Below are 26,750 nucleotides of genomic sequence, written 5' to 3'. Positions count from 1 at the left end.
CCCTATACATGATACGCAGGGCTAAACTCATGAACAGCTTCCACCATTGCTTTGACATTTTCAGGATCAATACCTGGATGAATCCCATGACCTAGATTAAAGATATGACCTTCATCAGCAGCGACATGACCAAATCCTGCCAGCACTTTTTGCACATGTTCACGGACAACTGCCGGCGTTGAGTAGAGCACCCCTGGATCCATATTGCCTTGCAATACTACTTGCTTACCGACTAACGCTTTTGCTTCTGCAATATCAGTCATCCAATCTAAGCCTAAACCATTTGCGCCAATGGCAGCTTGTTCTTTCAGCCACATTCCACCATTTTTGGTAAAGACGATCGAAGGAATTTTTTGACCATCATGCTCAGTAATCAAACCTGCAAGGATCTTCTCCATATAGCGAAGTGAGAACTCTTGGTAATGCTCTTTCGATAAAATGCCGCCCCAAGTATCAAAGATCTGAACCGCCGCTGCTCCATTTTTAATCTGGGCATTGAGATAATCAGTGACAACCTCTGCAAGTTTATTAAGCAGATCATGCATAGCTGTTGGATGCTCATACATAAATCCACGTACTTTACCAAAATCCTTACTACTTCCACCTTCAATCATGTAGGTTGCCAACGTCCAAGGACTGCCGGTAAATCCGATTAATGGCACTTCATTTTTCAAAGCTTTACGAATAGTCGATACCGCACTCATCACATAACCAAGCTCATCTTCCACATCAATTTTAGGAAGTGCAGCAATTTGTGCAGCATTTTCAATCGGCTTACCAAAAACAGGCCCTTTTCCTGTCACAAAACTTAAATCTAAACCCATTGCATCAGGAATTGTTAAGATATCTGAAAAAAGAATCGCAGCATCAAAGCCAAAGCGCTCAATCGGCTGCAACGTAACTTCACATGCTAAATCAGCATTGCGACAAAGTGACATAAAATCGCCAGCTTGTGCTCGTACACGGCGATACTCTGGTAGATATCGGCCTGCTTGACGCATCATCCATACAGGCGTGCGATCGACTTTTTCTTTCAAAAGGGCACGAATAAAACGATCATTCTTATAAGTCATTGTTCTGTCCTAAATCTATAAATTCATATCGTAAAAATTATACCATATCGCGCGTTCTTACTCTGTCTTTATTATTTTAATAAACTAGCAAAAATACTTTGTTTTCGCTATAATGTTGGGCTTATCTTTTTTACATTTAATCGACTTTAAAATCGGCCAAAAGCATTAAAGATAATTCAGAAATAGGTAGATTTTCTACCACTTTTTAACTTTAAACTACTCACAGATGATAAAACCGAAACGGGGGTGCTTCTTTTTCGATAAAAAGAAGTTACGTTCTCGGACAATCTGGAGGCTTAACCCTAAATATATAAAGGAAAAATTTATGTCAAAAGTAAATATGCGCGATATGCTAGAAGCAGGCGTTCATTTTGGTCACCAAACTCGTTTCTGGAACCCAAAAATGAAACCCTATATCTTTGGTTCACGTTCCAAAATTCATATCATCAACTTAGAAGAAACACTTCCAATGTTTAACGATGCAATGAACTTTATCTCTAAAGTTGCATCGCAAAATGGCCGTGTTCTTTTCGTTGGAACAAAACGCGCAGCATCTGACATCATCACTGAACAAGCAAAACGTGCTGGTATGCCATATGTTAACCATCGCTGGTTAGGTGGTATGCTTACAAACTTTAAAACAGTTCGTAACTCAATTCGTCGCCTTCGTGAAATCGAAGATATGAAAGCAGACGGTTCGCTTGAGCGTCTTACCAAAAAAGAAGGAATTTTATTAGAGCGTGAATTAGTGAAGCTCGAAAAAAGCCTTGGTGGTATTAAAGAGATGCCAAATATTCCTGATGCAATCTTCATTATCGATGTTGGCTATGAGAGCAATGCAGTTGCAGAAGCGAAAAAAATGGGTATCCCTGTAATCGGTGTTGTTGATACTAACAGCTCACCTGATAACATTGATTATGTTATTCCTGGTAACGATGACGCAATTCGCGCTATCCAACTCTATGCAACAGCAGCAGCAGACGCGGTTATTGAAGGCCGTGGTTCAAATGCACAATTGATCTCTCAAGATCTTCAAGAAAAAGACCAATTTGTAGAAGTTGTTGAAACTGTTGAAGTAGAAGTTGAAGCAGCAGCGGACGCTGAATAAAAAAGTCGAGCGCTCACATTTACTGAGCGCTCTTCTTGATTCATCCTTTCCCGATTAACTTTTCATTTATTAAGGTAATTTATAATGGCGACAATTACAGCAGCTATGGTAAAAGAACTCCGTGAACGCACAGGTTCAGGAATGATGGAATGTAAAAAAGCATTGACAGAAACAAACGGCGATATCGAAGCGGCGATTGAGTTGATGCGTAAAAATGGTCAAGCGAAAGCTGACAAAAAAGCAGATCGTGCAGCAGCAGAAGGTGTTCTTTTGGTTCGTAACGATGATAAATTTGGTGTTATCGTTGAAGTGAACTGTGAAACAGACTTCGTGACTAAAAACGAAGATTTTATTGCTTTCTCTAACAAAGTTGCTGATATTGCATTTGAGAAAAAAATCAATTCAGTTGACGATTTAGCAGATGCACAAATCGATGGCGTCTCTCTTGATGAAGCACGTAAAAATCTTATTGCAAAAATCGGTGAGAACATCTCGGTTCGTCGTGCAGCAAGCATTCATGCAAAAGGTACTGTTGGCGCATATGCTCATGGTATTCGTATCGCGGCGCTCGTTGACGTTGAAGGCGGAAATGCAGAACTTCCACGTGACTTAGCAATGCATATTGCAGCGGCAAAACCCGTATGCGTTGATGCATCAGGTGTTCCGGCCGATCTTCTTGAAAAAGAACGTGAAATCTTCACGGCACAAGCAGCTGAATCAGGCCGCCCTGCAGATATTCAAGAAAAAATGATCGAAGGCCGTATCCGTAAATATCTTGAAGAAGTAACACTTGTTGGTCAAAGCTTCGTAAAAGATCCTGATATGACAGTTGAAAAACTTCTCAAATCTGAATCAGCAAAAGTGGATAGCTTTGTTCGTTTAGAACTTGGTGAAGGTGTTGAGATTGTTGAGTCTGACTTCGCTGCAGAAGTTATGGAACAATTAAAGTAATTTCAAAGTCCTAAAACTCACAACGAATCTCAGTATTCAAAAAAAGAGTGACATTCACGTCACTCTTTTTTATTGGGTAATTATTTTTTCTTCGGCCTAAAAGCGGTCGTCACCGCTTCATTTACTTCAATGTACCCGGCGCCAATGAGATCTAAACAATAAGGAATTGCCGAAAATATCCCATTCACAACGATATTCCCATCCTGATCTTTAACACCCGCAAGCGTCTCTTCGATTGCACGCGGACGCCCAGGAAGATTCACAATCAAGCTCTCTTTGCGAATAACACCAACCTGCCGTGACAAAATAGCTGTCGGCACAAAGTAGAGGCTCACTTGCCGCATCTGCTCACCAAACCCCGGCATTTCCTTATCTGCTACCGCAATCGTTGCATCTGGCGTTACATCTCGCTTCGTCGGACCGGTTCCACCTGTCGTTAATATAAGATCACAATGAAGATTATCCACTAAGTCTTTCAACGTCTCTTCAATTAATGGTTGTTCATCGGCAATCAATCGTTCTTGAAATTCAATTGGGTTCCTAATCGCTTTTGAAAGCCACTCTTTTAAATGAGGAATCCCTTCATCTTGATAGATCCCTTGACTTGCTCGATCTGACACGGATACAACTCCAATCGTAATTGTCTGCATCATTTTCTCCTTAATTTCAAATTTTTAAAAAAGGGCACATTCAATTGAATGCGCCCTATTCATTAAAGCAATTATCTTATAACGTTGCGGGACTCACAGACCCTTAGAATAATGAGAGTAATAGCGATGGTGCAATTCCAAGCACAATTAATAAAAGCGCATTAATATTGAAGAATACGCGGCTTAAGCCCGTTGCTTCAATCGTCAATTCACGACCTTTATTCTCTTCATCAAAGAACATTACTTTTACTACACGAAGGTAGTAATAGAGCCCTACAACTGACGTTAGAAGCGCAATAATAACCGTAAATAGATAACCCGCATTAAATGCTGCTTTTAGTACAACTAATTTTGCGTAGAAGCCAACGAAGAATGGAATACCGCCCATCGATAACATAACTGCCGCCATTAAGATCCCATACCATGCGTGTTTGCGCGCAAAGCCTTTCAGATCATCGATATGTTGAATCTCTTTTCCATTAACTTTTACTGAAAGCATGAAACCAAAGGCCGCTGTCGTTGTGATCGCATACGTAATCGCATAGAAGAGACCAGAACTAAATGCTTCATCACTGCCTTCGACAACTAGAAGCCCTAAAATGATAAATCCAGCATGCGATACTGCGGAATAACCGAGCATACGACGAATATTATCCTGTTTCAGTGCTACAAAGTTCCCAATTAAGAATGAGATAATGGCAATTGCAATGATAAATGGTTGCCAATTACCTGCAAACTCGACTAAGCCACCAAGAAGAATCATCACACCCATCATAAAGGCCGCGACTTTTGGTGCAGCACCAATAAACATCGCCACAGGAAGCGGCGCTCCTTCATAAACATCGGGCACCCAACCATGGAATGGTGCAGCACCGAGCTTAAAGACAGTACCTACAATTAAGAATACGGCAGAGAATAAAATCAAGCGTGATTGGCTTCCCGTCATACTACTTAAAATCGTTGCTTGGATATCCGCAATTTGCAATGAACCAGTTGCCCCGTAAAGAAGCGCCATACCAAATAGTAAAATTCCTGATGATAGAGCACCCATAACAAAGTACTTCATTGCCGCTTCAGTGCTCTTGTTACTACGACGGTTGAGTGCTACTAAACCATACATCGGCAGAGACATTAGCTCTAAACCAACATAGATTGTAAGCAAACTACCTGCCGCGACTAACACAAGCATCCCAAGCGAACTAAGCAACACAAGAATATAGTATTCAGCAGTAACAACATCATTTTCAGCTCGTGTATAACTATACACCAAGCCGAAAGCGACAATGATAACCATCGCAACTTTAATCAGTGTTGTCAGTGGATTATAATTAATTTCACCAAACCAGAATGCACCATTATCAATAATACCGCCGGTAATATCGTAATTGTATTGGAATATACCGACAATCGCCGTTCCAAATAGTGCAATCAAGCTCAATGTTAAGAGCATTGATTGTTTTGCATTCTTGTTCAAGCTCTCATATAACAAGATGATAACGATCATACCCATTAAAAAGATCTCAGGAAGAGCAACGAGTAGATCTATCAGATTTAATTCCTTCATTTTTAACTTCCTTTAGAATTGACCTGTTAAGTGAGTAATGAGTCCATCAATCGTTGATTGCATTAAGTTTGCAATCGGATCTGGCCAAACTCCTAAGAGAATGACTAGAACTGCTAATGAACCAAGCAAGAACCACTCGCGACCATTGATATCTTTCATCTGACGAACATGATCATGAACGATATCCCCTAAAATCACGCGTTTTGTAAGCCATAAATTGTATGCTGCACTCAAAATAAGTGAAAGCGCTACTAAAATCGCTACATAAACAGAGAAGTGGAAGCTCGCTAAGATTGTCCAGAACTCACCGATAAAACCTGAGGTTCCTGGAAGTCCTGAGTTTGCCATCGCAAAGAAGATAAAGAAGGCCCCAAAGACCGGCATCGCATTGATGACTCCGCCGTAATCAGCTATCTCACGTGAATGAATACGATCGTACATAACCCCGATACAGAGGAACATACCCGCCGATACAAGACCGTGCGAAATCATCTGCATCATGCCGCCTTGTAATGCCATCTGCATTGCTTCCTCATCGAGACTTCCGCCACCTAACATCGCCACAGGAAGAATAAATGCTAAAGTCACAAATCCCATATGAGAGATAGATGAATAAGCAATCATTTTCTTCATATCGCGTTGAACAAGTGCTACAAGTGCAATATAGAGAATTGCAATTACACTCAATACAACGATAAACCATGCGAAGTACGCTGCCCCTAACGGTACAATCGGTAACATGAAGCGAACAAAACCATAACCACCTATCTTAAGCGTAATCGCCGCAAGAATAACAGAACCACCTGTCGGTGCTTCAACGTGAGCCGATGGTAACCAAGTATGAACTGGGAACATCGGAACTTTCACCGCAAAACCTGCTAAGAATGCCAAGAATAACCATTTTTGTGTTGATTCTGCTAATTCAAGGTTTTGGAAACTTAAGATGTCGAACGTACCGCTTTGAAGATAGAGGTAGATCAAGGCAATTAAGAGAAAAATTGAACCTAAGAATGTATAGAGGAAGAACTTCAACGCCGCAGTAATACGACCCGGGCCACCCCATACACCGATAATTAAGAACATTGGAATCAACATCGCTTCGAAGAATACATAGAAAAGAATTCCATCGACCGAAGCAAAGATACCATTCATCAAGCCTTCAAGAATTAAGAATGCCGCAAAATATTGATTTGGACGATCCTTAATAATTTCCCAACCCGCGACAACCACAAGGATTGTGACAAATGTTGTTAAGACAACGAACGGCATGGAGAAACCATCAACACCTAAGTGATAGCTAATTCCAAGTTCCGAACTCCAAACAATTTGTTCAACAAATTGCATACCACTCACATCAGGACTGAACAGGAATAGAAGTGGTAACGAAATAATAAAAGCAAGAATAGCAAAGGCTAAAGAGAGCCAGCGTACTCGCGCTGGTTCATTCCCGACTGCGAGTACGATTAGTCCTCCGAGAATCGGAAGCCAAATGACTAAACTTAACCAAGAGATGTGCATTAGTTCCATTGTATATTCCTAGTTAAAAAATACGACCCAAGTCATAAGCGCCAACAACCCAACTACCATTAAGAATGCCATATGGTAGATGTACCCAGTTTGAATACGGCGAATACCAGCGCCTACAACCGATGCAACTCGTGCAGCTCCAAATACTATGCCTTGATCGATGATTTTGTCATCAATTTTTGTCCAAAAGAAACGACCAAGACCGACCGCACCATTGGCAAAGAATTTTTGATTCACATCGTCAAAGTAGTATTTGTTTTCAAATACTTTATAAAGGCCTATTTTCTCAAGAAGTTCACGACCTTTAACCGCCACTTTCGGGTGAATTAAGAAGCAGTACCAAGCAGTAAAGATCCCCGCTAGTGTCAGGTAAAACGCTGGTGCAGTTAATGCTTCTTTTGTCATTTCCAATGAACCATGGAAGCCTGCTTTCATCACTTCAGTTGCGGGATTCACCGCGTTATTAATGTAAACAGACTCTGCTAGGAAGGTATTTTCAAACATCATTGGCGCCATGTACCAACCAAGGATCACAGATGGAATCGCAAGAAGTATTAATGGAAGTGTGACAACCCATGGAGACTCTTTTGGTGTTTCAGGCAGCACACTTTCATCGTCACCATGATGATCGTGACCTAAAGATTCATCAACGGTATAACGCGCTTTACCATGGAATACTAAGAAGTACATTCTAAAGGTATAGAGTGCCGTCATAAATACCCCGATCTCAAGTGAAATTAGTGCAAATTTTGAACCGAAGGTTGTACTGTGCTCAAGCGACCAGATAATCCCTTCTTTTGAATAGTAACCTGAGAAGAATGGCATCCCCACAAGTGCAAGCGCACCGATTAATGTGGTAATCCATGTAATTGGCATTCGTTTACGAAGCCCACCCATGAAACGCATATCTTGGACATGGCTCATACCGATAATCACTGAACCGGCACCTAAGAAGAGCAAAGCTTTGAAAAATGCATGCGTTGTTAAATGGAATGCAGCCAGTGAGTAAGCTGAAGCACCAAGAGCGACAGTCATATAACCGAGCTGAGAGATCGTTGAATAAGCGATAACTCGTTTGATATCGTGTTGGAAAAGACCTAATACTCCCATAAAGAGCGCGGTAATCGCACCGAGGATCATCACCATCGAAAGCGCTGTTGTTGAAAGCTCATAAATCGGTGACATTCTTGCAACCATAAAGATTCCCGCAGTAACCATTGTTGCTGCATGAATCAAAGCTGAGATCGGTGTCGGACCTTCCATTGAATCAGGCAGCCATACATGAAGTGGAACTTGCGCTGATTTACCCATTGCCCCGATAAAAAGGAAGACTGCTGCGAAGGTCATGATATTCCAATCTGTACCAAGAAAGTGGATTGTATTCGGTGCTGAATCGAGTTTTGCAAAAACATCGGTGTAGGTTAATGAACTTGTCATATATGCTACACAGGCAATACCAATTAAGAATCCAAAATCCCCAACGCGATTTACCAAGAAGGCTTTCATGTTCGCATATGTTGCCGTTGGTTTTTTAAACCAGAAACCAATAAGCAAATATGAAACAAGGCCGACAGCTTCCCAACCAAAGAAGAGCTGCATAAAGTTATTCGACATTACGAGCATCAACATGGAGAAGGTGAAGAGCGAGATATAACTAAAGAAGCGGTTATACCCAGGATCTCCTTTCATGTAACCAATCGAATAGATATGAACCATCGTCGATACAGACGTAATGACGACCATCATCATCGAAGTAAGGTTATCGACCATAAAGCCAACACCTACGCTTAATGAACCAGTATTCATCCACGTATAGAGGTTTTCATCAAAAATTGGTGCTCTACCCGACATATGCTCAATCAATGAATAGATCGATAATGCTGCTGCTATTGCAACAAATAAGATCGTAACACTATGCGCAACTTTCTGATTGATCACACGGCAGAAAAGACCCGCAATCATCGAACCAAAGAGTGGAAGCAATACAATTAAGAGATAAATATATTTAAATTCCATTGCTAACCTCTTAATTCAGTAATTTCATCAACATTAATGCTGCCACGATTGCGGAACACTAATACTAATATCGCCAACCCAATTGCAGCTTCAGCAGCGGCAACCGCTAACGTGAAGAATACAAAGATTTGACCATGGAGATCGCCGGAGAATTGAGAGAATGCCACAAAGAGCGTGCTACTTGAAAGTAGCATCAACTCGATACACATGAGCAATACAATCAAATTTCTGCGATTAATAAATATCCCCGCCGCACTGATTCCAAAAAGAATCGTCGAGAGAATAATATAATCGTCAATGACTAAATTCATTTTACTTTTCCTCCCCTTCTTCTGCTTCTGTGTCTGCGCTCTCTTCTTTAACCGGAGCCGGTGCAAGGATTGCAGAATCCATCTTCACCACACGAACACGTTCTGTAGGATTTGCTTTTACTTGGAAACCTACGGGAACATCTTTACGACGAAGTGGTCCTACTCGGCGAGTTAATGCAATCGCCGCGATCATCGCCACTAATAGAATTAACGCTGTCGCTTCAAATGCATAGATATATTCTGTATAAAGCAGAACACCCAGCTCTTGAGCATTTGTTAACTCCGCGCCTTCACGAATTGATTCAACCCCACCTTGAAGAGCAAATTTATGAGTAATAAAACTATCACCGCCTAAAACAACGATGAGAATTTCTGCAATAAAAACCACCGCTACTAATAAAGCAATCGGGAAGTATTTAACAAATCCTTCTTTTAACATATCGTGCGGGATATCAAGCATCATCACAGCGAAAAGGAAAAAGACCATCACGGCGCCACAGTAGATAATAATCAGCGATAACGCTAAAAATTCTGCCTGCAACAATAACCAACAACAGCTAATCATCACAAAAATCAAGATGAGATGAAGGACTGATGTCATCGTATTTTTCGCACTCACGACGCGAACTGCTGAGTAGATCGTAATCAGCGCGAAGAGATAAAATAGTATCTTAAATAACATCGTCTCCCCCTAGTATAATTTTGAATCGAGCGCTCTATCTGCTGCGATTTGTACTTCGTACTTATCGCCAAGCGCAAGAAGCGTCTCTTTAGTGATGATATTTTCGCCTTTCTCTTCCATGTGATATTCAAATACACGGGTCAGCACGATTGAATCTACTGGACATGCCTGTTCACATAATCCACAGAAGATACATTTGAAAAGATCGATATCGTAACGAGTCGTACGGCGTGTACCATCATCACGCTCTTCCGTATCAATCGTAATAGCTAATGCTGGGCAAACTGCTTCACAAAGCTTACAACCGATACAACGTTCTTCCCCATTAGGGTAACGACGAAGTGCATGAAGACCACGGAACCGATTTGACTGTGGTGTTTTTTCATAGGGATACTCAACGGTATATTTCGGTCTAAAGAAATAACGTAAGGTAATTCCTAAACCTTTACGTAATTCTTTTAACGTAAATGTCTCGTAGAGTGATTTTAAATATCTAAACATTGATTGTCCTACCTTATTCCTTTAAAACCAGGGTTTTAAACCGACGCCATACATCACGAGAACCACTGCAATCCAGATTAGCGCAATTGGAATAAAGAATTTCCAACCTAAGCGCATGATTTGGTCATAACGATAACCTGGGAAGGTTGCACGAACCCAAATCATTGCAAAGAGGAAGAATGCCATTTTTAGAATCATCCAGAAAAGGCTATCTTGTGCTAAGAATGAAATAACAGGAATATTCGCAATTGCTTCCACCCCCGAAAGTGGTGCTAACCATCCTCCGAAGAACAGAAGGCTCATCAGCGCCGACATCAAGATCATATTGGTATATTCTGCAAGATAGAAGGTTACAAAGCCCGTACCAGAATACTCCGTAAAGTAACCAGCAACGATTTCCGATTCACCTTCTGTCACCTCGAATGGTGCGCGGTTTAATTCCGCTAACCCTGCGATAAAATAGATCACTGCCATTGGTAACAATGGAATGAAGTACCAATCAACTAATCCAAGTGAACCTGATTGTGCTTTAACAATCTCTGAGAAGTTTAAGCTTCCTGAAATCATCACAACGGTAATAAGCGCGAATCCTAAAGCAAGCTCATAGGAAACAACTTGCGCAGCACTACGAATTGCTCCAAACATTGCAAATTTTGAGTTAGATCCCCAACCACCAATCAATGATGCATACACCCCAAGAGAAGTCATTGCGAGGATATATAAAATTGCCGAATCCATATCCGAGCTGATCCAACCATCTTGAAATGGGATAACCGCCCATACTGCAAATGCAGTGGTAACCGCAACAAACGGTGCGATAAGAAACATTTTTTTATTCGCTGCTGATGGGATAATCCACTCTTTAAAAAGCATTTTCAAAAGATCGGCAAATGGTTGAAGCAATCCTTTTGGCCCTACCTGATTTGGACCTAAACGAATATGCATATATCCCAACACTTTACGCTCTGCAAATGTTAAATACGCTACTGATAAAACAATCGGTAAAAAAATTGCCAATGTTTTCAATAGAGCCCAAACGAGAGGATAATGAATAATAGCCATTATGATATCCATCTAATTTGCCCCCTTAATTGATTGATAAAATGGTGTTTTACCAGCATATTCTGTTGGAATACGCACGCAACCTACTGCAACTTTCGGTGAAACGCGTGAAGTAAAGCGACTCTCTGAATTGAGAATTGCCATCACTTGAGATTCATCAACACTATTATTAAATGCGATTCGTGCTCTTGCCGCTAGAGGCGTTTTTTGTAATGCTTTCCCTCGACGAACATAGGCATCTGTCGAATAGAGTGATGTTGTTGGCACCGCAAGAAGCCCTGTTTTGATAAGATCTTTCGCTTCAAAGATAAGTTCTTCCAATTGATTATCCTGAAGCTGCAAGGCTTGTTCATTCTGCTTTAACCATGCAGTAAGAATCTCTTCAGAGCTTACATATTCAAAGCCTGGTAACTCCAATTGATTGCCAAGAACACGTAGGATTTTCCAGATAGGACGCGCTTCACCTTGTGGCATCGTCGTTGCTTGAAGTGACTGTAATTGACCTTCAAGATTTACAAAACTTCCTGGACTTTCTAGCCATGCAGTACCCGGTAACACCACATTTGCGAGTTTTTTGATGGTTTCACTTGCAAAAGGTGTAATAGCAATTACCGCTTCTGCCTGTTCTAACACTGAAACAACTTTCCCACTTTCTACAAAATCAAACTCAGGATCAATCGCTCCCACTAGTACATAAGCTTTAAGGGGTGATTCAATCATTGTGCTACTGTTTTTGCCTACGGTGGTAAGGCCCGTAATTGCAGCTCCTGAACTATTTGATCCTTGTGTAAAGTAGCCTAATTTTGCGCCCGTAATACGTGCAAGCTCAGATGCAATAGCACGAAGTGTCGCAAACTGCGGATGACTAATTGCATCATGGCCTAAAACAATCCATTCTCGTTCACCTTGCACTAATTGCTCCGCAATTGTATTCACTGCTTCACTATTAAGTGCTTGTGAATCTGAAAACGATGTTAATGCAGTTGAAATCTCAGTGCCTTTTAGGCTTGCAACCTTCAATAAAATCGCTGAAAGCTCATTTACCCAATCAAATGGATGGGCGATAATCTCTGCATTCATTTTATGAAGTTGATCAGCACTATAACTTGCTAACATTGAGACTTGCGCGCCATGATTAACCGCATCACGCACACGAATCGCCAATACCGGCGTTTCCATACGAGGGTCTGCACCAATTAAGAAGATCGAATCAAGTCTATTCACATCTTTGATTGGCACACCCAATGAACGATATGCTTTCTCGCCCTTATCACCTGAGAAATCACGTTGATTAAAACGATAATCAACATTTGTGATATTGAGTTTCTTCGCAAACTCTTTAACAAGTTGCATCTCCTCAACAGATGCCATCGGCGATACAAAGATCCCCACTTGATCGACACCGTGCTTCTCAATTGCCCCTTCTAAAAGTAACTTGGTTGCTTGAAGTGCATCAATCCACGTTGCCACTTCTAGGTTTCCATGACCATCATCGATTAACGGTTGATGTGCACGATCATGACTATTAATCGACTCATAACTAAAACGATCTCTATCTGAAATCCATGGTTCGTTAATCTCATCATTACGGCGGGCAACAACACGTGCAACCTTTCCACGTAAAGTGTGGACTTCAGTATTAGTACCGATACCATCATGCATGCTAATCGAGTCATGACTCATATATTCCCAAGGGCGTGCACCATATTTTGACGGTTTTGCCGTCAACGCACCCACAGGACAAATATCAATAATGTTTGCCGATACTTCAGAAACAAGCGCATGTTGAATATAGGTTGAAATTTCTAAACGATCGCCACGGTCTAGTCCACCAAGCTCGCGCATTCCCGCAATTTCTTCGCCATAACGTACACAGCGAGTACATTGAATACAACGATTCATATAAGTTTCAACTAAAGGACCAATATCATTTTTTTCTAAATGACGCTTCTCCTCAATATAAATTGAGTGATTTTGGCCATACTCAGCAGAGAAATCTTGCAGTTCACACTCACCACCCTGATCACAAATAGGGCAATCAAGTGGGTGATTAATCAGTAAAAACTCCATAATCGCTTTTTGCGCTGCACGTGCTTTTTCACTACGAGTACGAACAATCATGCCATCCATAATCGGAGTTGCACAAGCGGGTGCAGGTTTTGGCATCCGTTCTACATCAACCAAACACATTCGGCAACTTGCAGCAATGGATAGCTTATCGTGATAGCAGAAGCGTGGAATTGTAATTCCTTCACGATCTGCCACTTCGATCAACATCGTGCCCGCAGGTGCCTGAAATTCCTTACCATCAATGTTGACGGTAAATATTTTTTCATTACTCATTATTGGGCCCCCTCAATCATACTTTTCCCATGTTCAATATAGTATTTGAACTCCTCTGGGAAGTGTTTTATAAAACTGAGTACAGGCATTGCTGCTGCATCTCCAAGCGCACAAATAGTACGTCCACCGATATTATTTGCAACATGCTCTAAACGCTCTAGATCCTCAGGTTTTCCTTCCCCTTTCAGAATCCGATCCATAATTCGTAACAACCAACCTGTTCCTTCTCGGCATGGTGTACATTGACCGCATGATTCTTTAAAGTAGAAACTAGAAAGGACTCGCAAAGCTTTTACCATATCAGTTGTTTCATCCATTACGATAACCGCGCCAGAACCCATCATGGAACCGGCTTTCTTCGCAATTGAATCATAATCCATATTCGTTTCCATCATGATATGTGCTGGAACAACAGGAACCGAGGAACCACCTGGAATAACCGCTTTTAATTTACGACCTTTCCAAACACCACCTGCTAAATTTAATAGATCTTTAAATGGTGTCCCCATCGGGATCTCATAATTTCCTGGTTTTTCAACATGACCAGAGATTGAAAAAATCTTTTGACCACCAGCACCGGGAATACCATGATTTTTAAACCATTCAGGACCGTTACGTAATATACGGCCAACAGATGAAAGCGACTCACAGTTATTAATTGTCGTAGGTTTTCCATAAAGACCAACTGCCGCTGGAAATGGTGGTTTAAAGCGAGGTTGCCCTTTTTTACCTTCCAAAGACTCCAAGAGAGCTGTTTCTTCACCGCAAATATATGCACCAGCACCCAGCGCACCAAACAGATCTACCGAAATGCCACTACCTTGAATATTCTCACCCAAAAGACCTGCATCCCGCGCTTCTTGTACAGCGGCTTCAAATCGTTTAAATGGCTCTTCGCTAAACTCCCCACGCATATAGTTATATCCCACTTTCGCACCAATTGCGAAAGCAGCAATCGCCATCCCTTCAACTAATGCATGCGGATTAAAACGGAGAATATCTCTATCTTTACAGGTGCCAGGCTCTGATTCATCCGAGTTACAAACAAGATAGCTGCTGCCATCGTCGTTTTTCGGCATAAAGCTCCATTTCACACCTGTTGGAAATCCTGCACCGCCACGGCCACGAAGCTCTGAAGCTTTGACCATTTCGATAACTTCCTCCTTCGAGAGTTCACCTCTTAGTATCTTCTTCCACCCATCATAGCCGCCTAAGCTCACATAAGTCTCAAGAGACCATGGCTTATCGTGCCCGAGTGTGAAGTAACAAACTTCATTTCTAACCATTAGTTTGCCTCTTTATTGTCTGCTCTAGATTCGATACGATCAAGAATCTCATCAATTTTCTCAATCGTTAAATTCTCATGGTACTCATGATTGATAAGCGCTGCTGGTGCGGCGGTACATGCAGCTAGACATTCATCTTCTTTCTTAAGTGAAAAAAGACCGTCAGGAGTGGACTCCCCGGCCTTTATTCCTAAACGATTTTCCACATGCGCTAAGATTTCATCAGCCCCCCGGAGCATACATGAAATATTCGTGCAGATTAACAGTGCATTTTTACCGCATGGTTTTAACTCAAAATTTGAGTAGAAAGATGCAACTTCGTACACCGCAATAGGTGGTAAATCAAGATACGCCGCAACCGCATCCATTAGCTCTGTCGTGAGATAGCCATCATTTTCATGTTGCACTTCACGAAGCGCAGCAAGAAGTGCCGATTGTTTCCGATCTTCAGGGAAACGAGCAAGCCAGCGATCAATTTCTGCTCTAGCATGACTACTTAAAATACTTTCTTTATTTTTCATCTTTGCAACCATTCCTGTTCTTCGTCCATTAGCGATCTATGTCACCAAATACCAGATCTTGTGTCCCGATAATTGCAACTAAGTCTGATAACATGTGATGACGTCCCATCTCTTCTGTTGCAGCAATATGCGCAAACCCCGGTGCTCTTAGTTTTACTCGGTAAGGTTTGTTGGCACCATCTGACACAAGGTATACTCCAAATTCTCCTTTTGGATGCTCAATAGCTGCATAGGATTCCCCTTCAGGCACACAAAAACCTTCAGTAAAAACTTTAAATTGCTGAATTAAGGATTCCATTCCTTCTTTGACATCACGGCGCTGAGGAATCGTTACACGACTATCCTCACTCATAACAGGACCTTTATTCTCACGAAGCCAAGCGATACATTGCTTCATGATTTTTGCCGATTGCACCATCTCTTCTAAACGCACTAAGAAACGGTCGTAACAGTCACCATTCACGCCAACAGGAACATCAAATTCTAATTGATCATAGACAGAATAAGGTTGCGTTTTACGTAAATCCCAGGCAACGCCAGAGCCTCTCAGCATCGGACCTGAGAAACCAAGCTCTATGGCTCTTTCGGCAGAGACAACACCAATTCCTACAACACGCCCTTTCCAAATGCGATTACCGACTAACAGATCACGGTATTCCACCATATGTTTATTCACAAAACGGTCACAGAAATCATCAAGATAATCTAATACATCACCTTGTCGCGCTGCATTAATGCGTGCTAATTTCTTTTTCGATCGGAATTTACTTGGTGCATATTGTGGCATCTGATTCGGTAGATCTTTCGCTACGCCACCGACTCGATAGTAAAAAGGATGGATACGGGCGCCTGTAATCGCTTCTTGCGCATCATATAACTCTTCACGATCACGGAAGCAGTAGAGCAACATTGCCATTGCCCCTAAGTCATGACCATGCGCCCCTAACCACATCAAGTGATTCATAATGCGCGTCGCTTCATCAAGAAGCACACGAATATATTGCGCACGTACGGGCACTTCAATACCTAATAGCTTTTCTACCGCTAAAACAAAAGCATGCTCGTTATTCAAGCATGAGCAATAATCTAAACGATCAAGATAACCGATTGACTGTGTATATGGTTTTGCTTCCATCAACTTTTCAGTTCCACGATGAAGCAAACCAATATGAACGTCTGCACGCTCAACTGTTTCACCGCGAAGCTCCAAAATCATCCGCATTACTCCATGCGCTGCCGGATGCTGAGGCCCGAAGTTGATTGTATAATTTTCAATATTTGTTGCTACTGACATAACCCCTACCCTTTACGAATCATTCGTGGAATATTGACTCTTGACTCGATAGAGACCGGCTGATAAACCACTCGGCGTAACTCTTCGTCATACACGACTTCAACATTTCCTGTGAGTGGAAAATCTTTACGCAGGGGATGACCAATAAAGCCATAGTCTGTCAAGATACGACGTAAATCTGGATGATTCCTGAATGCGATACCGAACATGTCGAAAACTTCACGCTCATACCAATTTGCACCATTCCAAATATCCGATACTGAATCAACCATAGGAATCACATTGTTCTGTTCGCCATTAACATAAGTTTTAACACGTAGACGAGCATTATGCGTTAATGATAGAAGATGATAAACCACCGCAAAGCGCTCCGACATCTCTTTTTTGTGTGCTGTTGCTTCAAGCTGTTCACCTGCACGACCAACAGCGCCAGGCACCGTTCCTCGACTAAATCCATGATTTGATGCTTCCACATCCCATTCAGTTAAACCGTAAGCAGCATAATCCACAGCAGTAATATCGGAAACTTGTTCAAACTTAAGCTCATCATGATGCCGTAACGTCTCCATTACAGAATGAAGACTTGCAGGAGCAACAGTAATTGTTACTTCACCTACATGCAGTACAGATTTTAAAATTTCATCCCCAAGAACTGATCCGAGCGTTTCGAGTAATTCTTCTGGGTTTCGAATAAACTTAGCCATCTTTCACCTACCCTAAACGTGCAATTGTGCTAGTGCGTTTGATTTTTTCATGAAGCCGTAAGATTCCGAACATCAACGCTTCAGCTGTTGGAGGACATCCTGGAACATAAACATCCACAGGAACCACTCGATCTGAACCTCGCACAACAGAGTAAGAATAATGGTAATAACCACCACCATTAGCACAAGACCCCATAGAAATCACCCATTTAGGCTCTGGCATCTGATCGTAAACTTTACGAAGTGGGATCGCCATTTTATTTGTCAAAGTCCCCGCAATGATCATTAAATCTGCTTGCCTTGGCGATGCTCTAAATACAGCCCCACCAAATCGATCTAAGTCATATCTTGCTGCTCCGACATGCATCATCTCTAACGCACAGCAAGCAAGCCCGAAAGTCACAGGCCATAATGAACCTGTCCTTGCCCAATTAATCGCAGAATCGAGAGTTGTTGTAACAAATCCCTCTTCTAATCTAGCTTCTAATCCCATTCAAGCGCCCCTTTCTTCCACTCATACGCAAAACCAACGGTTAGAAGCACAAGAAACAGTACCACAGCCATAATGCCGGGAAGTCCTATTAACTTTAACGCGGTAGCCCACGGTATTAGGAAGATTAACTCTAAGTCAAAAACAATAAAAAGAATTGCGATAAGAAAGAAGCGGACATCGAATTTCATTCGGGCATCTTCAAATGCCTCAAATCCGCTTTCATATGGAGACAGCTTTTCAGCGTTAGGTTTACTGGGGCTCAAAAAGTAACCGAGTGCTACAAGAACGCCGGCGAAAGCGATACTAAAGCCCACAAATACCGCTACTGGAAGGTATTCCATCATAGCTTATTTTCCTCCAAGACTCTGATTTTTAATCATCAATTGATATAAACAAGTGCAAAGCCTACCGGGAAAATCCCGAATATGCTTCAAAACTTTGACATGAAATTGTATCCTAAGCTATCTATACTAATGGATAAAACGACAAAATTAAAGCCTGATCCAAATTATACTTGACATAAAAATTGAAGGTACACTGATGCTGAGCAAAATTTTCCAAAACACTGATTCTTCCATTCTTCAATTTCTTCAGTCACATGAAGAACAATTTCGAGAGATACGTCAAACTCTCCATCAAAATCCTGAACTATCTCGCGAGGAAAATCAGACAGCAACCTTCATCGAAAATCTACTTGAGCAATGGGCAATTCCCACAGAACGCTTCACCGAAACAGGCGTTATTGGTATTTTACAAAAAGGAGATATCAAAAATGGTCGGCGAGTCGCTCTTAGAGCCGATATTGATGCACTCCCTATCGAAGAAAAAAATAACTTTGCTCATGCCTCTAAAAACCCAGGAATAATGCACGCTTGTGGGCATGATGGCCATACAACAATGTTACTTGCCGCCGCAAAATATTTAGTAGATGAGGCGACATTCGATGGCACAATTATTCTGATTTTTCAACCAGATGAAGAAGATCAAGCCGGTGCAAGGAGAATGGTTGAAGAGGGACTATTCGATAAATACCCTGTCGACGCTGTCTATGCCATTCATAATTATCCTGGCGCAAAACAGGGGGAAATTCTGATTAAAAAAGGTCCTCAAATGGCGGGAACTTGCGAAGTACATATCGATGTGTTTTCAAAAGGTGGTCATGCAGCGCATCCTTATCAAACCGTAGATACAGTACTTGTCGCTTCTGAAATTGTTGTTGGACTACAATCCATTGTTTCTCGTAATATCTCTGGGCTTGATTCTGCCGTTATTACTATTGGCGCTATTCATGGCGGCCATGCGAATAACGTAATTCCTAATCAAGTATCTTTACTCGGAACACTGCGCTACTTTGATCTTGATATCCGCGATCGCGTTAAAAAACGCATCCATGAACTCTCTGAAGGCATCGCATCTGCTTATGGTGCAAGCTGTAAAGTTAATCTTATCGATGGTTACATCCCAACTATCAATCACGATCATGAAACAGATATTGCAATAGCAGCGATTAAAGAACTCATAACACCTGAATATATTAATGAGAAAAAACCGGCCTCAATGGGGGCTGAAGATTTTGGATTTATGCTAAATGCCTGTCCCGGTGCGTATTTCTATATCGGTAATGATCGAGATAATAAGTTCGTTGGACTCCATACGGACCAATACGACTTTAATGATGACAATATTATCGTCGGGGGGGCAGTATGGGCATCCTTAGCACTTCATTTTCTAAATCAGAAAAACAACACTCAATAAAATTGATATAGATCAATAAAAAACCAATAACATTTTTACACCTGCATTCTTTTGTAGATGAGATAATATCTAAGTGCAATGAATAAATCATTGCGCTATAAAATGTTTCTCCCTACACTACATTTTTTATGTCCGATCTGTTCGGCATTCTTTTGAAATTAAAACGACGACAACGAAATCATGAAAACAAGTCAATTCTTAATTAATACATTACGCGATACGCCTAATGACGCAGAGATCAAATCGCATCAATTAATGTTAAGAGCCGGCCTCATCCGCCGTGTAACCTCCGGAATTTATAGCTGGAGCCCTTTAGGCCTGCGAGTTTTACAAAAAACTGAGAATATCGTCCGCGATGAGATGAATAAAGCAGGTGCTTTAGAAATGTTAATGCCTTCAGCACAACCTGCAGAATTATGGATCGAATCAGGTCGTTGGGAAAAATTTGGTCCGGAGCTATTGCGCTTTAAGGATCGTCATATGCGTGATTACTGTTTAGGTCCGACGCATGAAGAGATTATTACCGATTTTGCACGCCAAGAACTTAAAAGCTATCGTCAACTTCCGATCAATTTCTATCAGATCCAATGGAAATTTCGCGATGAAATTCGCCCCCGTTTTGGCGTTATGCGCTCTCGTGAATTTTTAATGAAAGATGCTTACTCATTCCATATCGATGCCGAATCGTTAGACGAGACATACAATAAAATGTATACCGCTTATAGCAATATTCTTGACCGATTAGAACTCGAATATCGTGCTGTTTGGGCAGATTCAGGTGCAATTGGTGGTAGTAAATCTCAAGAATTCCATGTTGTTACTCAAGCGGGGGAAGATGCGATTGTCTACTCTACCGAATCTGATTACGCCGCAAATGTTGAAGCAGCTGAAGCTATTGCTGTCGGAACTCGGGGTGAAGCAACAGGCGTACTTAAAAAACTTGAAACACCAAACGTGCATTCTATTGAAGATTTAGCAAAATTCCTCAACTCTCCCCCGGAAATGCATCTAAAAACCCTTATTCTTCATGGTAAAAAAGCCGGCGAATTAATCGCTGTTTGTTTACGGGGTGACCATGAACTTAATGAAGTAAAAGCCGAAAACAGTGGTCTATTTGCGGTTCCATTAACATTTGCAAGCGATGAAGAAATTGCACAAACACTCAATACAACACCAGGCTCTATTGGACCTGTCGATCTTCCTATTAAAATGATCTTTGATCGCCAAGCATCGCTCATGAGCAACTTTAGCTGTGGCGCAAATGAAACTGGCTTCCACTATATTAACGTCAATATTGGTCGCGATCTTCCTGAACCTGAAGTTCTCGACCTTCGTGAAATTAAAGAAGGCGATCCATCGCCTTGTGGTAAAGGAAAAATCGCAATTGCACGCGGAATTGAAGTAGGCCATATCTTTCAACTTGGCGATCGCTACTCACAAGCCATGAATGCAACTGTTCTTGACCAAAATGGAAAGGCAACAGTCATGCAGATGGGCTGTTATGGAATTGGCGTTACCCGTATTGTTGCTGCTGCTATCGAACAACGTAATGATGATTCCGGCATCATTTGGCCCAAGGCAATTGCACCATTCACAGTATCTTTAATTCCAATGAATTACGGCAAATCAGACGAGGTAAAAGCGGTCACTGATAGGCTCTACGATGAACTTTTATCATTAGGCGTTGATGTTCTTCTAGAAGATCGCAACATTCGTCCTGGCGAAGCATTTAGTGATCATGAGTTGATAGGTATTCCTTATCGTTTAGTAATTGGCGATCGTAGCCTTAAAAATCAAGAAATTGAATTTAAAGCACGGACGGATGCCGAATCGACTATGATTGCTTTAGAGGATGTTATTCCATTTATGCAAGAAACTTTAGCAATTAAACCTATCCAATAGGCCTGTAAGCTCATATTGCACATACAGTAAAACCGCCCCAATAGGCGGTTTTCTTTTTTCTTCTACTTTATATATTTAAAAGTTAAAATCCATTATTGTGAGAAATTTGGATTATTTCTCTGTTTGACCTTCTAGCTTCGCATCGCGCAATGCTTGCTGCTCTTCAATCGTTAACGCAATATTATGACGAAGATAAACCGGTGAGACTTGATCAGCATAAAGCCCTAAACCTCTTTCAAGGTCTCGACGTGCTAATAGCGCAATATCTCCCGCTCGAGGATAATGGCGATCAACAATCATGCTCGCATGTAAACGCTCGACTGCTGCTTCATCTAACGCCCAACCATCCCCTATCCCAAGGACTTCAATCTCTTTATCAGAAAAATGGTCGTAAATTGACGCTAATGTACCGACTTGGTCTTTCTCAATACTTTCGATATCACCATCTTGATCAAAACGATACAGCCCCCAGTACACCTCATTCATCTTTGCATCGAGCATCGGCATAACAATCGCCTCAGGATGCTCTTCTAATACTGGAAAAGCCAAGGCCGCAAGTGTTGATACTGGGACAATGGGTAAACTTAAGCCCGCCCCTAACCCTTGAATAAAACCACAGGCGATCCGTAAACCTGCGAAGCTTCCGGGGCCTACGGCAAATGCTAAACCATCTAAATCTTTAAAATTTAATTCAGCCGCATCCATAACCTCTTTTGCCATCGGCATCAGAAGTTCAATATGCTTACGGGGAGCGACGGTTAAACGCTCGACAATCTCCCCATTCACATACACTGCTGCTGAACACGCTTCCGTTGAAGCATCAACTGCTAAAATTTTCATGCGCGATTATTCAACAATATACTCAGTACTACAATAAGGACACTTTACTTTACCATCATGACTTGGAGCTAGATAAACACGAGGATGATAACCCCACGCTTCTACCTCAATCGGTGGGCAACAGATAGGAAGCTCGTCATTATTGAGTTCTACTTTTTTTTGATCTAATGCCATGATTTTTCTCCTTAACGTGATATTGGCTTATACTTAATACGTTGCGGACGATCGGCATCATCACCCAAACGGCGACGGCGATCCGCCTCATATTCTTCGTAATTTCCTTCAAACCATTCTACATGAGAATTTCCTTCAAACGCTAAAATATGTGTCGCAATTCGATCTAGGAACCAACGGTCATGCGAAATTACAACTACACAACCAGCAAATGCTAAGATCGCATCTTCAAGCGCTCGTAATGTTTCAACATCAAGATCATTCGTCGGCTCATCAAGAAGAATAACGTTGCCACCAGAACGAAGAACTTTTGCTAAATGCACACGGTTACGTTCTCCACCTGAAAGATCACCAATTAATTTTTGTTGGTCAGAACCTTTAAAGTTAAAGCGCCCACAATATGCACGAGATGGAGTTTCATAGGTTCCAACGCGAATAATATCTAACCCATCTGAAATCTCTTCCCAAACCGTTTTCTTAGGGTCAAGCGTATCACGACTCTGATCAACGTACGCTAATTGCACACTATCTCCAACACGGAAAGTACCATTGTCAGCCTCTAATTGCCCCGTCATGAGTTTAAAAAGTGTCGACTTACCAGCACCATTTGGACCTATAACACCAACAATTCCTCCTTTTGGAAGATTAAAGCTTAAATTTTCATAAAGAAGCTTATCTCCAAAAGCCTTCGCAACATCCGTAGCTTCAATAACCAAATCCCCTAAACGTGGTCCAGGTGGAATATAGATTTCCATTGTTTCGTTACGTTGCTGAAATTCTTGGCTTTCAAGCTCTTCAAAACGCGCTAAACGTGCTTTTGATTTCGTTTGACGACCTTTGACACCCTGACGAACCCACTCAAGCTCTTTCTTAATCGCTTTCGCGCGTGATTCTTCTTGTTTCGCTTCTTGCTCTAAACGGCGTGTCTTTTGCTCTAACCAGCTGGAATAATTCCCTTCATACGGAATTCCGTGTCCACGGTCTAACTCTAAAATCCAGCCCGCAACATTATCAAGGAAATAACGATCATGCGTGACGGCTACGACCGTGCCTGGATAATCGTGCAAGAAACGCTCAAGCCATGCAACAGACTCTGCATCAAGATGGTTAGTTGGCTCATCAAGTAGGAGCATATCAGGCTTTGAAAGTAATAATTTACAAAGCGCTACACGGCGTCTTTCACCCCCTGAAAGCGTTGCAATATCACGATCCATTGGTGGAAGACGAAGAGCATCTGCCGCAATTTCTAACTGCCGGTCTAAACTATGACCGTCACTACTGGCTAAAATGGCTTCTAATTCCGCTTGTTTTGTTGCAAGTGCATCAAAATCCGCATCTGGTTCGGCATAAGCTGCATAAACCTGATTTAACTCTTCTTGGGCATTTTTAATATCCCCAAGCGCCTCTTCAAGATTTCCGCGAACATCTAACGCTTCATTTAATTTCGGCTCTTGCTCTAAAAAACCAATTTTTGTACCCGGTTGAACACGTGCTTCACCTTGAATATTGGTATCAACACCCGCCATAATGCGTAAAAGCGTTGATTTACCAGCACCATTTAAACCTAAAACACCGATTTTCGCACCTGGAAAGAAAGAGATCGAAATATCTTTCAAAATCTCACGATTGGGCGGTACCACTTTACTCACACGGTTCATCGTGTAGATAAATTGTCCTGACATATGTAAGTCCTTATCTTAAGCAAACTTTCTCCTCACACATCCGCGGCAGAAAGTTGGTTATACAAATAAATTCCCCGTTATTCTACCCTATCTCAACTTAAATTAATCTTTTCCAAACAATTTAATTTGGCAAATCGAGCAATATCAAACATCTGTGTCGGAAATTGGCAAAAGATTTTTAAATCATAGATAATGCTCGAAATCTAGAAGTTCAAGCAAAAAACAATAATGAATGTGGCAGGAGTATCACTAATGAGCTATCAAATAACTTTAAATAAACAGGGCGATATCAGTAACTTTATCTGTGAAGAAACATATCTTTCAGCACCGAACTCAGGCGAAGTTCGTATTACACAACGGGCAATTGGTTTAAACTTTATCGACACCTATCATCGAGATGGACTCTATCCTATCAAAACGCCTACTGTAATTGGGCAAGAAGCAGCAGGCGTTATTACCGCTATTGGTGATAATGTTACTGGATTGAATATTGGTGATCGAGTCGTGTATGCAGGCGTTTTCGGAGCTTATACTTCTGAGCGCAATATTGCAACAGATCGTTTGATTAAGATTCCAGATCATGTCTCTTTTGAAGAGGCTGCATCTTCTCTAATTCGTGGTGGAACGGCAAGCTATCTACTCTTTGACCTATTTCAGGCTAAATCGGAGCACACAATATTAGTACATGCAGGCGCTGGCGGCGTTGGACAGATTTTAATTCAATGGGCAAAAGCGCTTGGCGCAACCGTTATTACAACAGTAAGCTCTGAAGAGAAAGCCGAAATTTGTCAAAAACTGGGCGCAGATTTAGTTATTAACTATCAAAAAAATTCTTTCTCTGAGGTTCTATTAAAAGCATATCCTCAGAAAGTGGATATCGTTTACGATGGTGTTGGAAAAGCGACATTTCTTGAGTCACTCGACTGCTTGAAGCCTTTAGGGATGATGGTCTCATTTGGCAATGCTTCAGGTGCTCCGCCAGCTATTTCTCCATTAACGCTTTTAGAAAAAGGAAGCTTATTTTTGACACGCCCCAACCTAAATGCCTATACCGCCACAAGAGAACGTTATCAAACTGTAATGGATCGATGGTTTTTAGCCCTCGAGTCTGGAAAAATAAAACTTTCATTACAACAAACATTTCCACTAACGGAAGTAGGTGCTGCCCATCAAGCGCTAGAAAATCGTCAAATTCTTGGCTCAGCCGTTTTAATCCCTTAATTTTCAAGTGCTAGAAAATCTTCTAGCACTTTTATTTTATAAAAACTTTTTATAGACAGATAGAGGAAACATCCACATGACTGAATTTATTGCCCTGATTTCAGGAGCATTTTTTATAGGATTTGCCGCTCAAACTCACTGTGTGGGGATGTGTGGTCCCGTAATCGGTATTTTAGGAATGAATAATTCCTACAAACGAATTCCTGCCGCAATTCTTTACAACCTAGGACGCATTTCAACCTATACACTTCTCGGCATTATCGGCGGGTTAATTGCTGCATCTGTATCGGATATTACTGCCATTCAATATGTCATCCGCTATGTTGCCGGTGCCATTATGATTTTTATTGCGCTCCAGCTTTTTGGAATGCCGCAATTTTTAAGTTGGGTTGAAAGACCATTTCAATACATTTGGAAACCGATTCAAAAATTCTCTCAGCGCTTCTTCCCGATTCGCACGGCTAAAGGGACTTATCTCGTAGGAATGATCTGGGGACTTCTCCCTTGTGGTGCTGTTTATGGGCCGCTTGCTGTTGCAATGGGCGCTGGCTCTGTTGCAAAATCGGCCGCAATTATGTTTGCTTTTGGGCTCGGAACATTGCCAATTATGCTTGGTTTAGCAATTTTTGGAAATTTTGTCGGACACTTTTTTGCAAAAAAAGGGGTTCGCATGGTCGCAGGTTTAGTCGTTCTAATAATGGCTATCTACTATCTTGGTTGGATTGCTCCTGAAGAAAAGGTCACTAAACGTGCCGTAATGGTCAGTCAACAAACTGATAAGATACGATCAGGTGAAAAAAGTGCTTCAGAAATTTTAGAACAGATGCAACATATGGGGCATGGGCATAGTTCTCACGACGAAGAAAAAACAACACATCAAGAAATGGACCACTCACAAATGATGGTACCAGATTCTAATCACTCACCAGAAAACAATCACGAACCCATGAATCATTCAAAAATGAATCATTAAAACATAGACCCAACCGTATTAGATTCAACACCTCAATGTATCGCCAACTATCACGTATTGATATTGGCGATTTTTTTTGCAATACAACTTCCTATATTTACAAAGTTTTACTACTCT

25 protein-coding genes are annotated in these 26,750 nt (G+C 41.5%); 6 read left to right on the top strand and 19 right to left on the bottom strand.

What is annotated here, in order from left to right:
* Positions 1–2 precede the first annotated feature (2 nt).
* Positions 3–1,073 carry a uroporphyrinogen decarboxylase gene (hemE, locus tag ACPF7B_RS08985; RefSeq protein WP_490505469.1) on the bottom strand — a complete coding sequence of 357 codons (1,071 nt, stop codon included), beginning with the start codon at positions 1,071–1,073 and terminating at the stop codon, positions 3–5.
* 325 nt (positions 1,074–1,398) lie between these two features.
* Here hemE and rpsB point away from each other — a divergent pair, with 325 nt between their 5' ends.
* Both rpsB and tsf read left to right on the top strand, forming a co-directional pair.
* A complete protein-coding gene (gene rpsB / locus ACPF7B_RS08980) occupies positions 1,399–2,181 on the top strand; it encodes a 30S ribosomal protein S2 (protein ID WP_490505468.1) in 783 nt (260 codons plus the stop codon).
* 84 nt (positions 2,182–2,265) lie between these two features.
* Positions 2,266–3,132, top strand: coding sequence for a translation elongation factor Ts (gene tsf, locus ACPF7B_RS08975; RefSeq protein WP_490505467.1), 867 nt, complete (start codon positions 2,266–2,268; stop codon positions 3,130–3,132).
* Between the two features lie 80 nt (positions 3,133–3,212).
* On the opposite strand, the gene mog is transcribed toward tsf, so the two are convergent.
* The 15 genes from mog to ndhC all read right to left on the bottom strand — a co-directional run bounded on the left by mog (position 3,213) and on the right by ndhC (position 18,430).
* Positions 3,213–3,782, bottom strand: a complete 570-nt coding sequence (gene mog, locus ACPF7B_RS08970; protein WP_490506523.1) for a molybdopterin adenylyltransferase — start codon at positions 3,780–3,782, stop codon at positions 3,213–3,215.
* A 103-nt stretch (positions 3,783–3,885) separates the two neighbouring features.
* The gene (locus tag ACPF7B_RS08965; protein ID WP_490505466.1) at positions 3,886–5,346 is read right to left on the bottom strand and encodes an NADH-quinone oxidoreductase subunit N; all 1,461 of its coding nucleotides are present in this window, start codon (positions 5,344–5,346) and stop codon (positions 3,886–3,888) included.
* Between the two features lie 12 nt (positions 5,347–5,358).
* Entirely contained in the window at positions 5,359–6,864 is a 1,506-nt protein-coding gene (locus ACPF7B_RS08960; RefSeq protein WP_490506522.1) for an NADH-quinone oxidoreductase subunit M, read from the bottom strand.
* Between the two features lie 18 nt (positions 6,865–6,882).
* On the bottom strand, positions 6,883–8,889 hold the full coding sequence (gene nuoL, locus ACPF7B_RS08955; protein ID WP_490505465.1) for an NADH-quinone oxidoreductase subunit L: 2,007 nt from the start codon (positions 8,887–8,889) through the stop codon (positions 6,883–6,885).
* Between the two features lie 2 nt (positions 8,890–8,891).
* Positions 8,892–9,200 carry an NADH-quinone oxidoreductase subunit NuoK gene (nuoK, locus tag ACPF7B_RS08950; RefSeq protein WP_490505464.1) on the bottom strand — a complete coding sequence of 103 codons (309 nt, stop codon included), beginning with the start codon at positions 9,198–9,200 and terminating at the stop codon, positions 8,892–8,894.
* Between the two features lies 1 nt (position 9,201).
* Positions 9,202–9,882: an NADH-quinone oxidoreductase subunit J gene (locus tag ACPF7B_RS08945; protein ID WP_490505463.1), complete on the bottom strand. Its 681-nt coding sequence runs from the start codon at positions 9,880–9,882 to the stop codon at positions 9,202–9,204.
* Positions 9,883–9,891: 9 nt separating this feature from the next.
* On the bottom strand, positions 9,892–10,383 hold the full coding sequence (gene nuoI, locus ACPF7B_RS08940; RefSeq protein ID WP_490505462.1) for an NADH-quinone oxidoreductase subunit NuoI: 492 nt from the start codon (positions 10,381–10,383) through the stop codon (positions 9,892–9,894).
* Positions 10,384–10,404: 21 nt separating this feature from the next.
* The gene (nuoH, locus tag ACPF7B_RS08935) at positions 10,405–11,457 is read right to left on the bottom strand and encodes an NADH-quinone oxidoreductase subunit NuoH (RefSeq protein ID WP_490505461.1); all 1,053 of its coding nucleotides are present in this window, start codon (positions 11,455–11,457) and stop codon (positions 10,405–10,407) included.
* Positions 11,458–13,788 (bottom strand): NADH-quinone oxidoreductase subunit NuoG, encoded by a 2,331-nt coding sequence (gene nuoG, locus ACPF7B_RS08930; RefSeq protein ID WP_490505460.1) that lies wholly within the window; start codon positions 13,786–13,788, stop codon positions 11,458–11,460. It lies immediately after the preceding gene.
* Positions 13,788–15,074 (bottom strand): NADH-quinone oxidoreductase subunit NuoF, encoded by a 1,287-nt coding sequence (nuoF, locus tag ACPF7B_RS08925; protein ID WP_490505459.1) that lies wholly within the window; start codon positions 15,072–15,074, stop codon positions 13,788–13,790. Before nuoF ends, nuoG begins: the two co-directional genes overlap by 1 nt.
* Positions 15,074–15,595 carry an NADH-quinone oxidoreductase subunit NuoE family protein gene (locus ACPF7B_RS08920; RefSeq protein ID WP_490505458.1) on the bottom strand — a complete coding sequence of 174 codons (522 nt, stop codon included), beginning with the start codon at positions 15,593–15,595 and terminating at the stop codon, positions 15,074–15,076. Before ACPF7B_RS08920 ends, nuoF begins: the two co-directional genes overlap by 1 nt.
* Before the next feature lie 28 nt (positions 15,596–15,623).
* Positions 15,624–16,889 carry an NADH-quinone oxidoreductase subunit D gene (locus tag ACPF7B_RS08915; RefSeq protein WP_490505457.1) on the bottom strand — a complete coding sequence of 422 codons (1,266 nt, stop codon included), beginning with the start codon at positions 16,887–16,889 and terminating at the stop codon, positions 15,624–15,626.
* A 5-nt stretch (positions 16,890–16,894) separates the two neighbouring features.
* Positions 16,895–17,593 (bottom strand): NADH-quinone oxidoreductase subunit C, encoded by a 699-nt coding sequence (locus ACPF7B_RS08910; protein ID WP_490505456.1) that lies wholly within the window; start codon positions 17,591–17,593, stop codon positions 16,895–16,897.
* A gap of 7 nt (positions 17,594–17,600) precedes the next feature.
* On the bottom strand, positions 17,601–18,086 hold the full coding sequence (locus tag ACPF7B_RS08905; RefSeq protein WP_490505455.1) for a NuoB/complex I 20 kDa subunit family protein: 486 nt from the start codon (positions 18,084–18,086) through the stop codon (positions 17,601–17,603).
* The gene (gene ndhC / locus ACPF7B_RS08900; RefSeq protein ID WP_490505454.1) at positions 18,077–18,430 is read right to left on the bottom strand and encodes an NADH-quinone oxidoreductase subunit A; all 354 of its coding nucleotides are present in this window, start codon (positions 18,428–18,430) and stop codon (positions 18,077–18,079) included. The genes ACPF7B_RS08905 and ndhC overlap by 10 nt, the downstream gene beginning before the upstream one ends.
* Positions 18,431–18,626: 196 nt before the next feature.
* Between ndhC and ACPF7B_RS08895 the strand changes: the two genes are divergently transcribed.
* Positions 18,627–19,841 carry a M20 metallopeptidase family protein gene (locus tag ACPF7B_RS08895; protein ID WP_490505453.1) on the top strand — a complete coding sequence of 405 codons (1,215 nt, stop codon included), beginning with the start codon at positions 18,627–18,629 and terminating at the stop codon, positions 19,839–19,841.
* A gap of 180 nt (positions 19,842–20,021) precedes the next feature.
* Positions 20,022–21,743: a proline--tRNA ligase gene (locus tag ACPF7B_RS08890; RefSeq protein ID WP_490505452.1), complete on the top strand. Its 1,722-nt coding sequence runs from the start codon at positions 20,022–20,024 to the stop codon at positions 21,741–21,743.
* A gap of 111 nt (positions 21,744–21,854) precedes the next feature.
* Here the strand turns inward: ACPF7B_RS08890 and tsaB are convergent, their stop codons facing one another.
* From tsaB to ettA, 3 genes are read right to left on the bottom strand one after another with little or no spacing between them, the layout of a single operon-like run.
* Positions 21,855–22,583, bottom strand: coding sequence for a tRNA (adenosine(37)-N6)-threonylcarbamoyltransferase complex dimerization subunit type 1 TsaB (gene tsaB / locus ACPF7B_RS08885; RefSeq protein WP_490505451.1), 729 nt, complete (start codon positions 22,581–22,583; stop codon positions 21,855–21,857).
* A gap of 6 nt (positions 22,584–22,589) precedes the next feature.
* Positions 22,590–22,757 carry a zinc-finger domain-containing protein gene (locus ACPF7B_RS08880; RefSeq protein ID WP_490505450.1) on the bottom strand — a complete coding sequence of 56 codons (168 nt, stop codon included), beginning with the start codon at positions 22,755–22,757 and terminating at the stop codon, positions 22,590–22,592.
* A gap of 11 nt (positions 22,758–22,768) precedes the next feature.
* Positions 22,769–24,439: an energy-dependent translational throttle protein EttA gene (gene ettA, locus ACPF7B_RS08875; RefSeq protein WP_490505449.1), complete on the bottom strand. Its 1,671-nt coding sequence runs from the start codon at positions 24,437–24,439 to the stop codon at positions 22,769–22,771.
* Positions 24,440–24,691: 252 nt separating this feature from the next.
* On the opposite strand from ettA, the gene ACPF7B_RS08870 reads away from it, so the two are divergent.
* Positions 24,692–25,660: a quinone oxidoreductase family protein gene (locus tag ACPF7B_RS08870; protein WP_490505448.1), complete on the top strand. Its 969-nt coding sequence runs from the start codon at positions 24,692–24,694 to the stop codon at positions 25,658–25,660.
* 76 nt (positions 25,661–25,736) lie between these two features.
* On the top strand, positions 25,737–26,633 hold the full coding sequence (locus ACPF7B_RS08865; protein WP_490505447.1) for a sulfite exporter TauE/SafE family protein: 897 nt from the start codon (positions 25,737–25,739) through the stop codon (positions 26,631–26,633).
* Positions 26,634–26,750: the final 117 nt, after the last annotated feature.

The organism is Ignatzschineria sp. 22MB058224, from assembly GCF_058188435.1.
The sequence above is the reverse complement of the archived record's forward strand: the minus strand, read 5'-3'. Positions and strand labels throughout refer to the sequence as shown.

Coding starts and splice junctions, on each gene's coding strand:
- tsf (WP_490505467.1), top strand. CDS start 2,266: ATGGCGACAATTACAGCAGCTATGGTAAAAGAACTCCGTGAACGCACA.
- nuoK (WP_490505464.1), bottom strand. CDS start 9,200: ATGAATTTAGTCATTGACGATTATATTATTCTCTCGACGATTCTTTTT.
- nuoH (WP_490505461.1), bottom strand. CDS start 11,457: ATGGATATCATAATGGCTATTATTCATTATCCTCTCGTTTGGGCTCTA.
- ACPF7B_RS08870 (WP_490505448.1), top strand. CDS start 24,692: ATGAGCTATCAAATAACTTTAAATAAACAGGGCGATATCAGTAACTTT.
- ACPF7B_RS08945 (WP_490505463.1), bottom strand. CDS start 9,882: ATGTTATTTAAGATACTATTTTATCTCTTCGCGCTGATTACGATCTAC.
- ACPF7B_RS08915 (WP_490505457.1), bottom strand. CDS start 16,889: ATGTCAGTAGCAACAAATATTGAAAATTATACAATCAACTTCGGGCCT.
- ACPF7B_RS08895 (WP_490505453.1), top strand. CDS start 18,627: ATGCTGAGCAAAATTTTCCAAAACACTGATTCTTCCATTCTTCAATTT.
- ettA (WP_490505449.1), bottom strand. CDS start 24,439: ATGTCAGGACAATTTATCTACACGATGAACCGTGTGAGTAAAGTGGTA.
- ACPF7B_RS08910 (WP_490505456.1), bottom strand. CDS start 17,593: ATGGCTAAGTTTATTCGAAACCCAGAAGAATTACTCGAAACGCTCGGA.
- nuoL (WP_490505465.1), bottom strand. CDS start 8,889: ATGGAATTTAAATATATTTATCTCTTAATTGTATTGCTTCCACTCTTT.
- rpsB (WP_490505468.1), top strand. CDS start 1,399: ATGTCAAAAGTAAATATGCGCGATATGCTAGAAGCAGGCGTTCATTTT.
- ACPF7B_RS08865 (WP_490505447.1), top strand. CDS start 25,737: ATGACTGAATTTATTGCCCTGATTTCAGGAGCATTTTTTATAGGATTT.
- ACPF7B_RS08890 (WP_490505452.1), top strand. CDS start 20,022: ATGAAAACAAGTCAATTCTTAATTAATACATTACGCGATACGCCTAAT.
- nuoF (WP_490505459.1), bottom strand. CDS start 15,074: ATGGTTAGAAATGAAGTTTGTTACTTCACACTCGGGCACGATAAGCCA.
- ndhC (WP_490505454.1), bottom strand. CDS start 18,430: ATGATGGAATACCTTCCAGTAGCGGTATTTGTGGGCTTTAGTATCGCT.
- ACPF7B_RS08960 (WP_490506522.1), bottom strand. CDS start 6,864: ATGCACATCTCTTGGTTAAGTTTAGTCATTTGGCTTCCGATTCTCGGA.
- ACPF7B_RS08880 (WP_490505450.1), bottom strand. CDS start 22,757: ATGGCATTAGATCAAAAAAAAGTAGAACTCAATAATGACGAGCTTCCT.
- ACPF7B_RS08920 (WP_490505458.1), bottom strand. CDS start 15,595: ATGAAAAATAAAGAAAGTATTTTAAGTAGTCATGCTAGAGCAGAAATT.
- tsaB (WP_490505451.1), bottom strand. CDS start 22,583: ATGAAAATTTTAGCAGTTGATGCTTCAACGGAAGCGTGTTCAGCAGCA.
- ACPF7B_RS08905 (WP_490505455.1), bottom strand. CDS start 18,086: ATGGGATTAGAAGCTAGATTAGAAGAGGGATTTGTTACAACAACTCTC.
- mog (WP_490506523.1), bottom strand. CDS start 3,782: ATGCAGACAATTACGATTGGAGTTGTATCCGTGTCAGATCGAGCAAGT.
- nuoG (WP_490505460.1), bottom strand. CDS start 13,788: ATGAGTAATGAAAAAATATTTACCGTCAACATTGATGGTAAGGAATTT.
- nuoI (WP_490505462.1), bottom strand. CDS start 10,383: ATGTTTAGATATTTAAAATCACTCTACGAGACATTTACGTTAAAAGAA.
- ACPF7B_RS08965 (WP_490505466.1), bottom strand. CDS start 5,346: ATGAAGGAATTAAATCTGATAGATCTACTCGTTGCTCTTCCTGAGATC.
- hemE (WP_490505469.1), bottom strand. CDS start 1,073: ATGACTTATAAGAATGATCGTTTTATTCGTGCCCTTTTGAAAGAAAAA.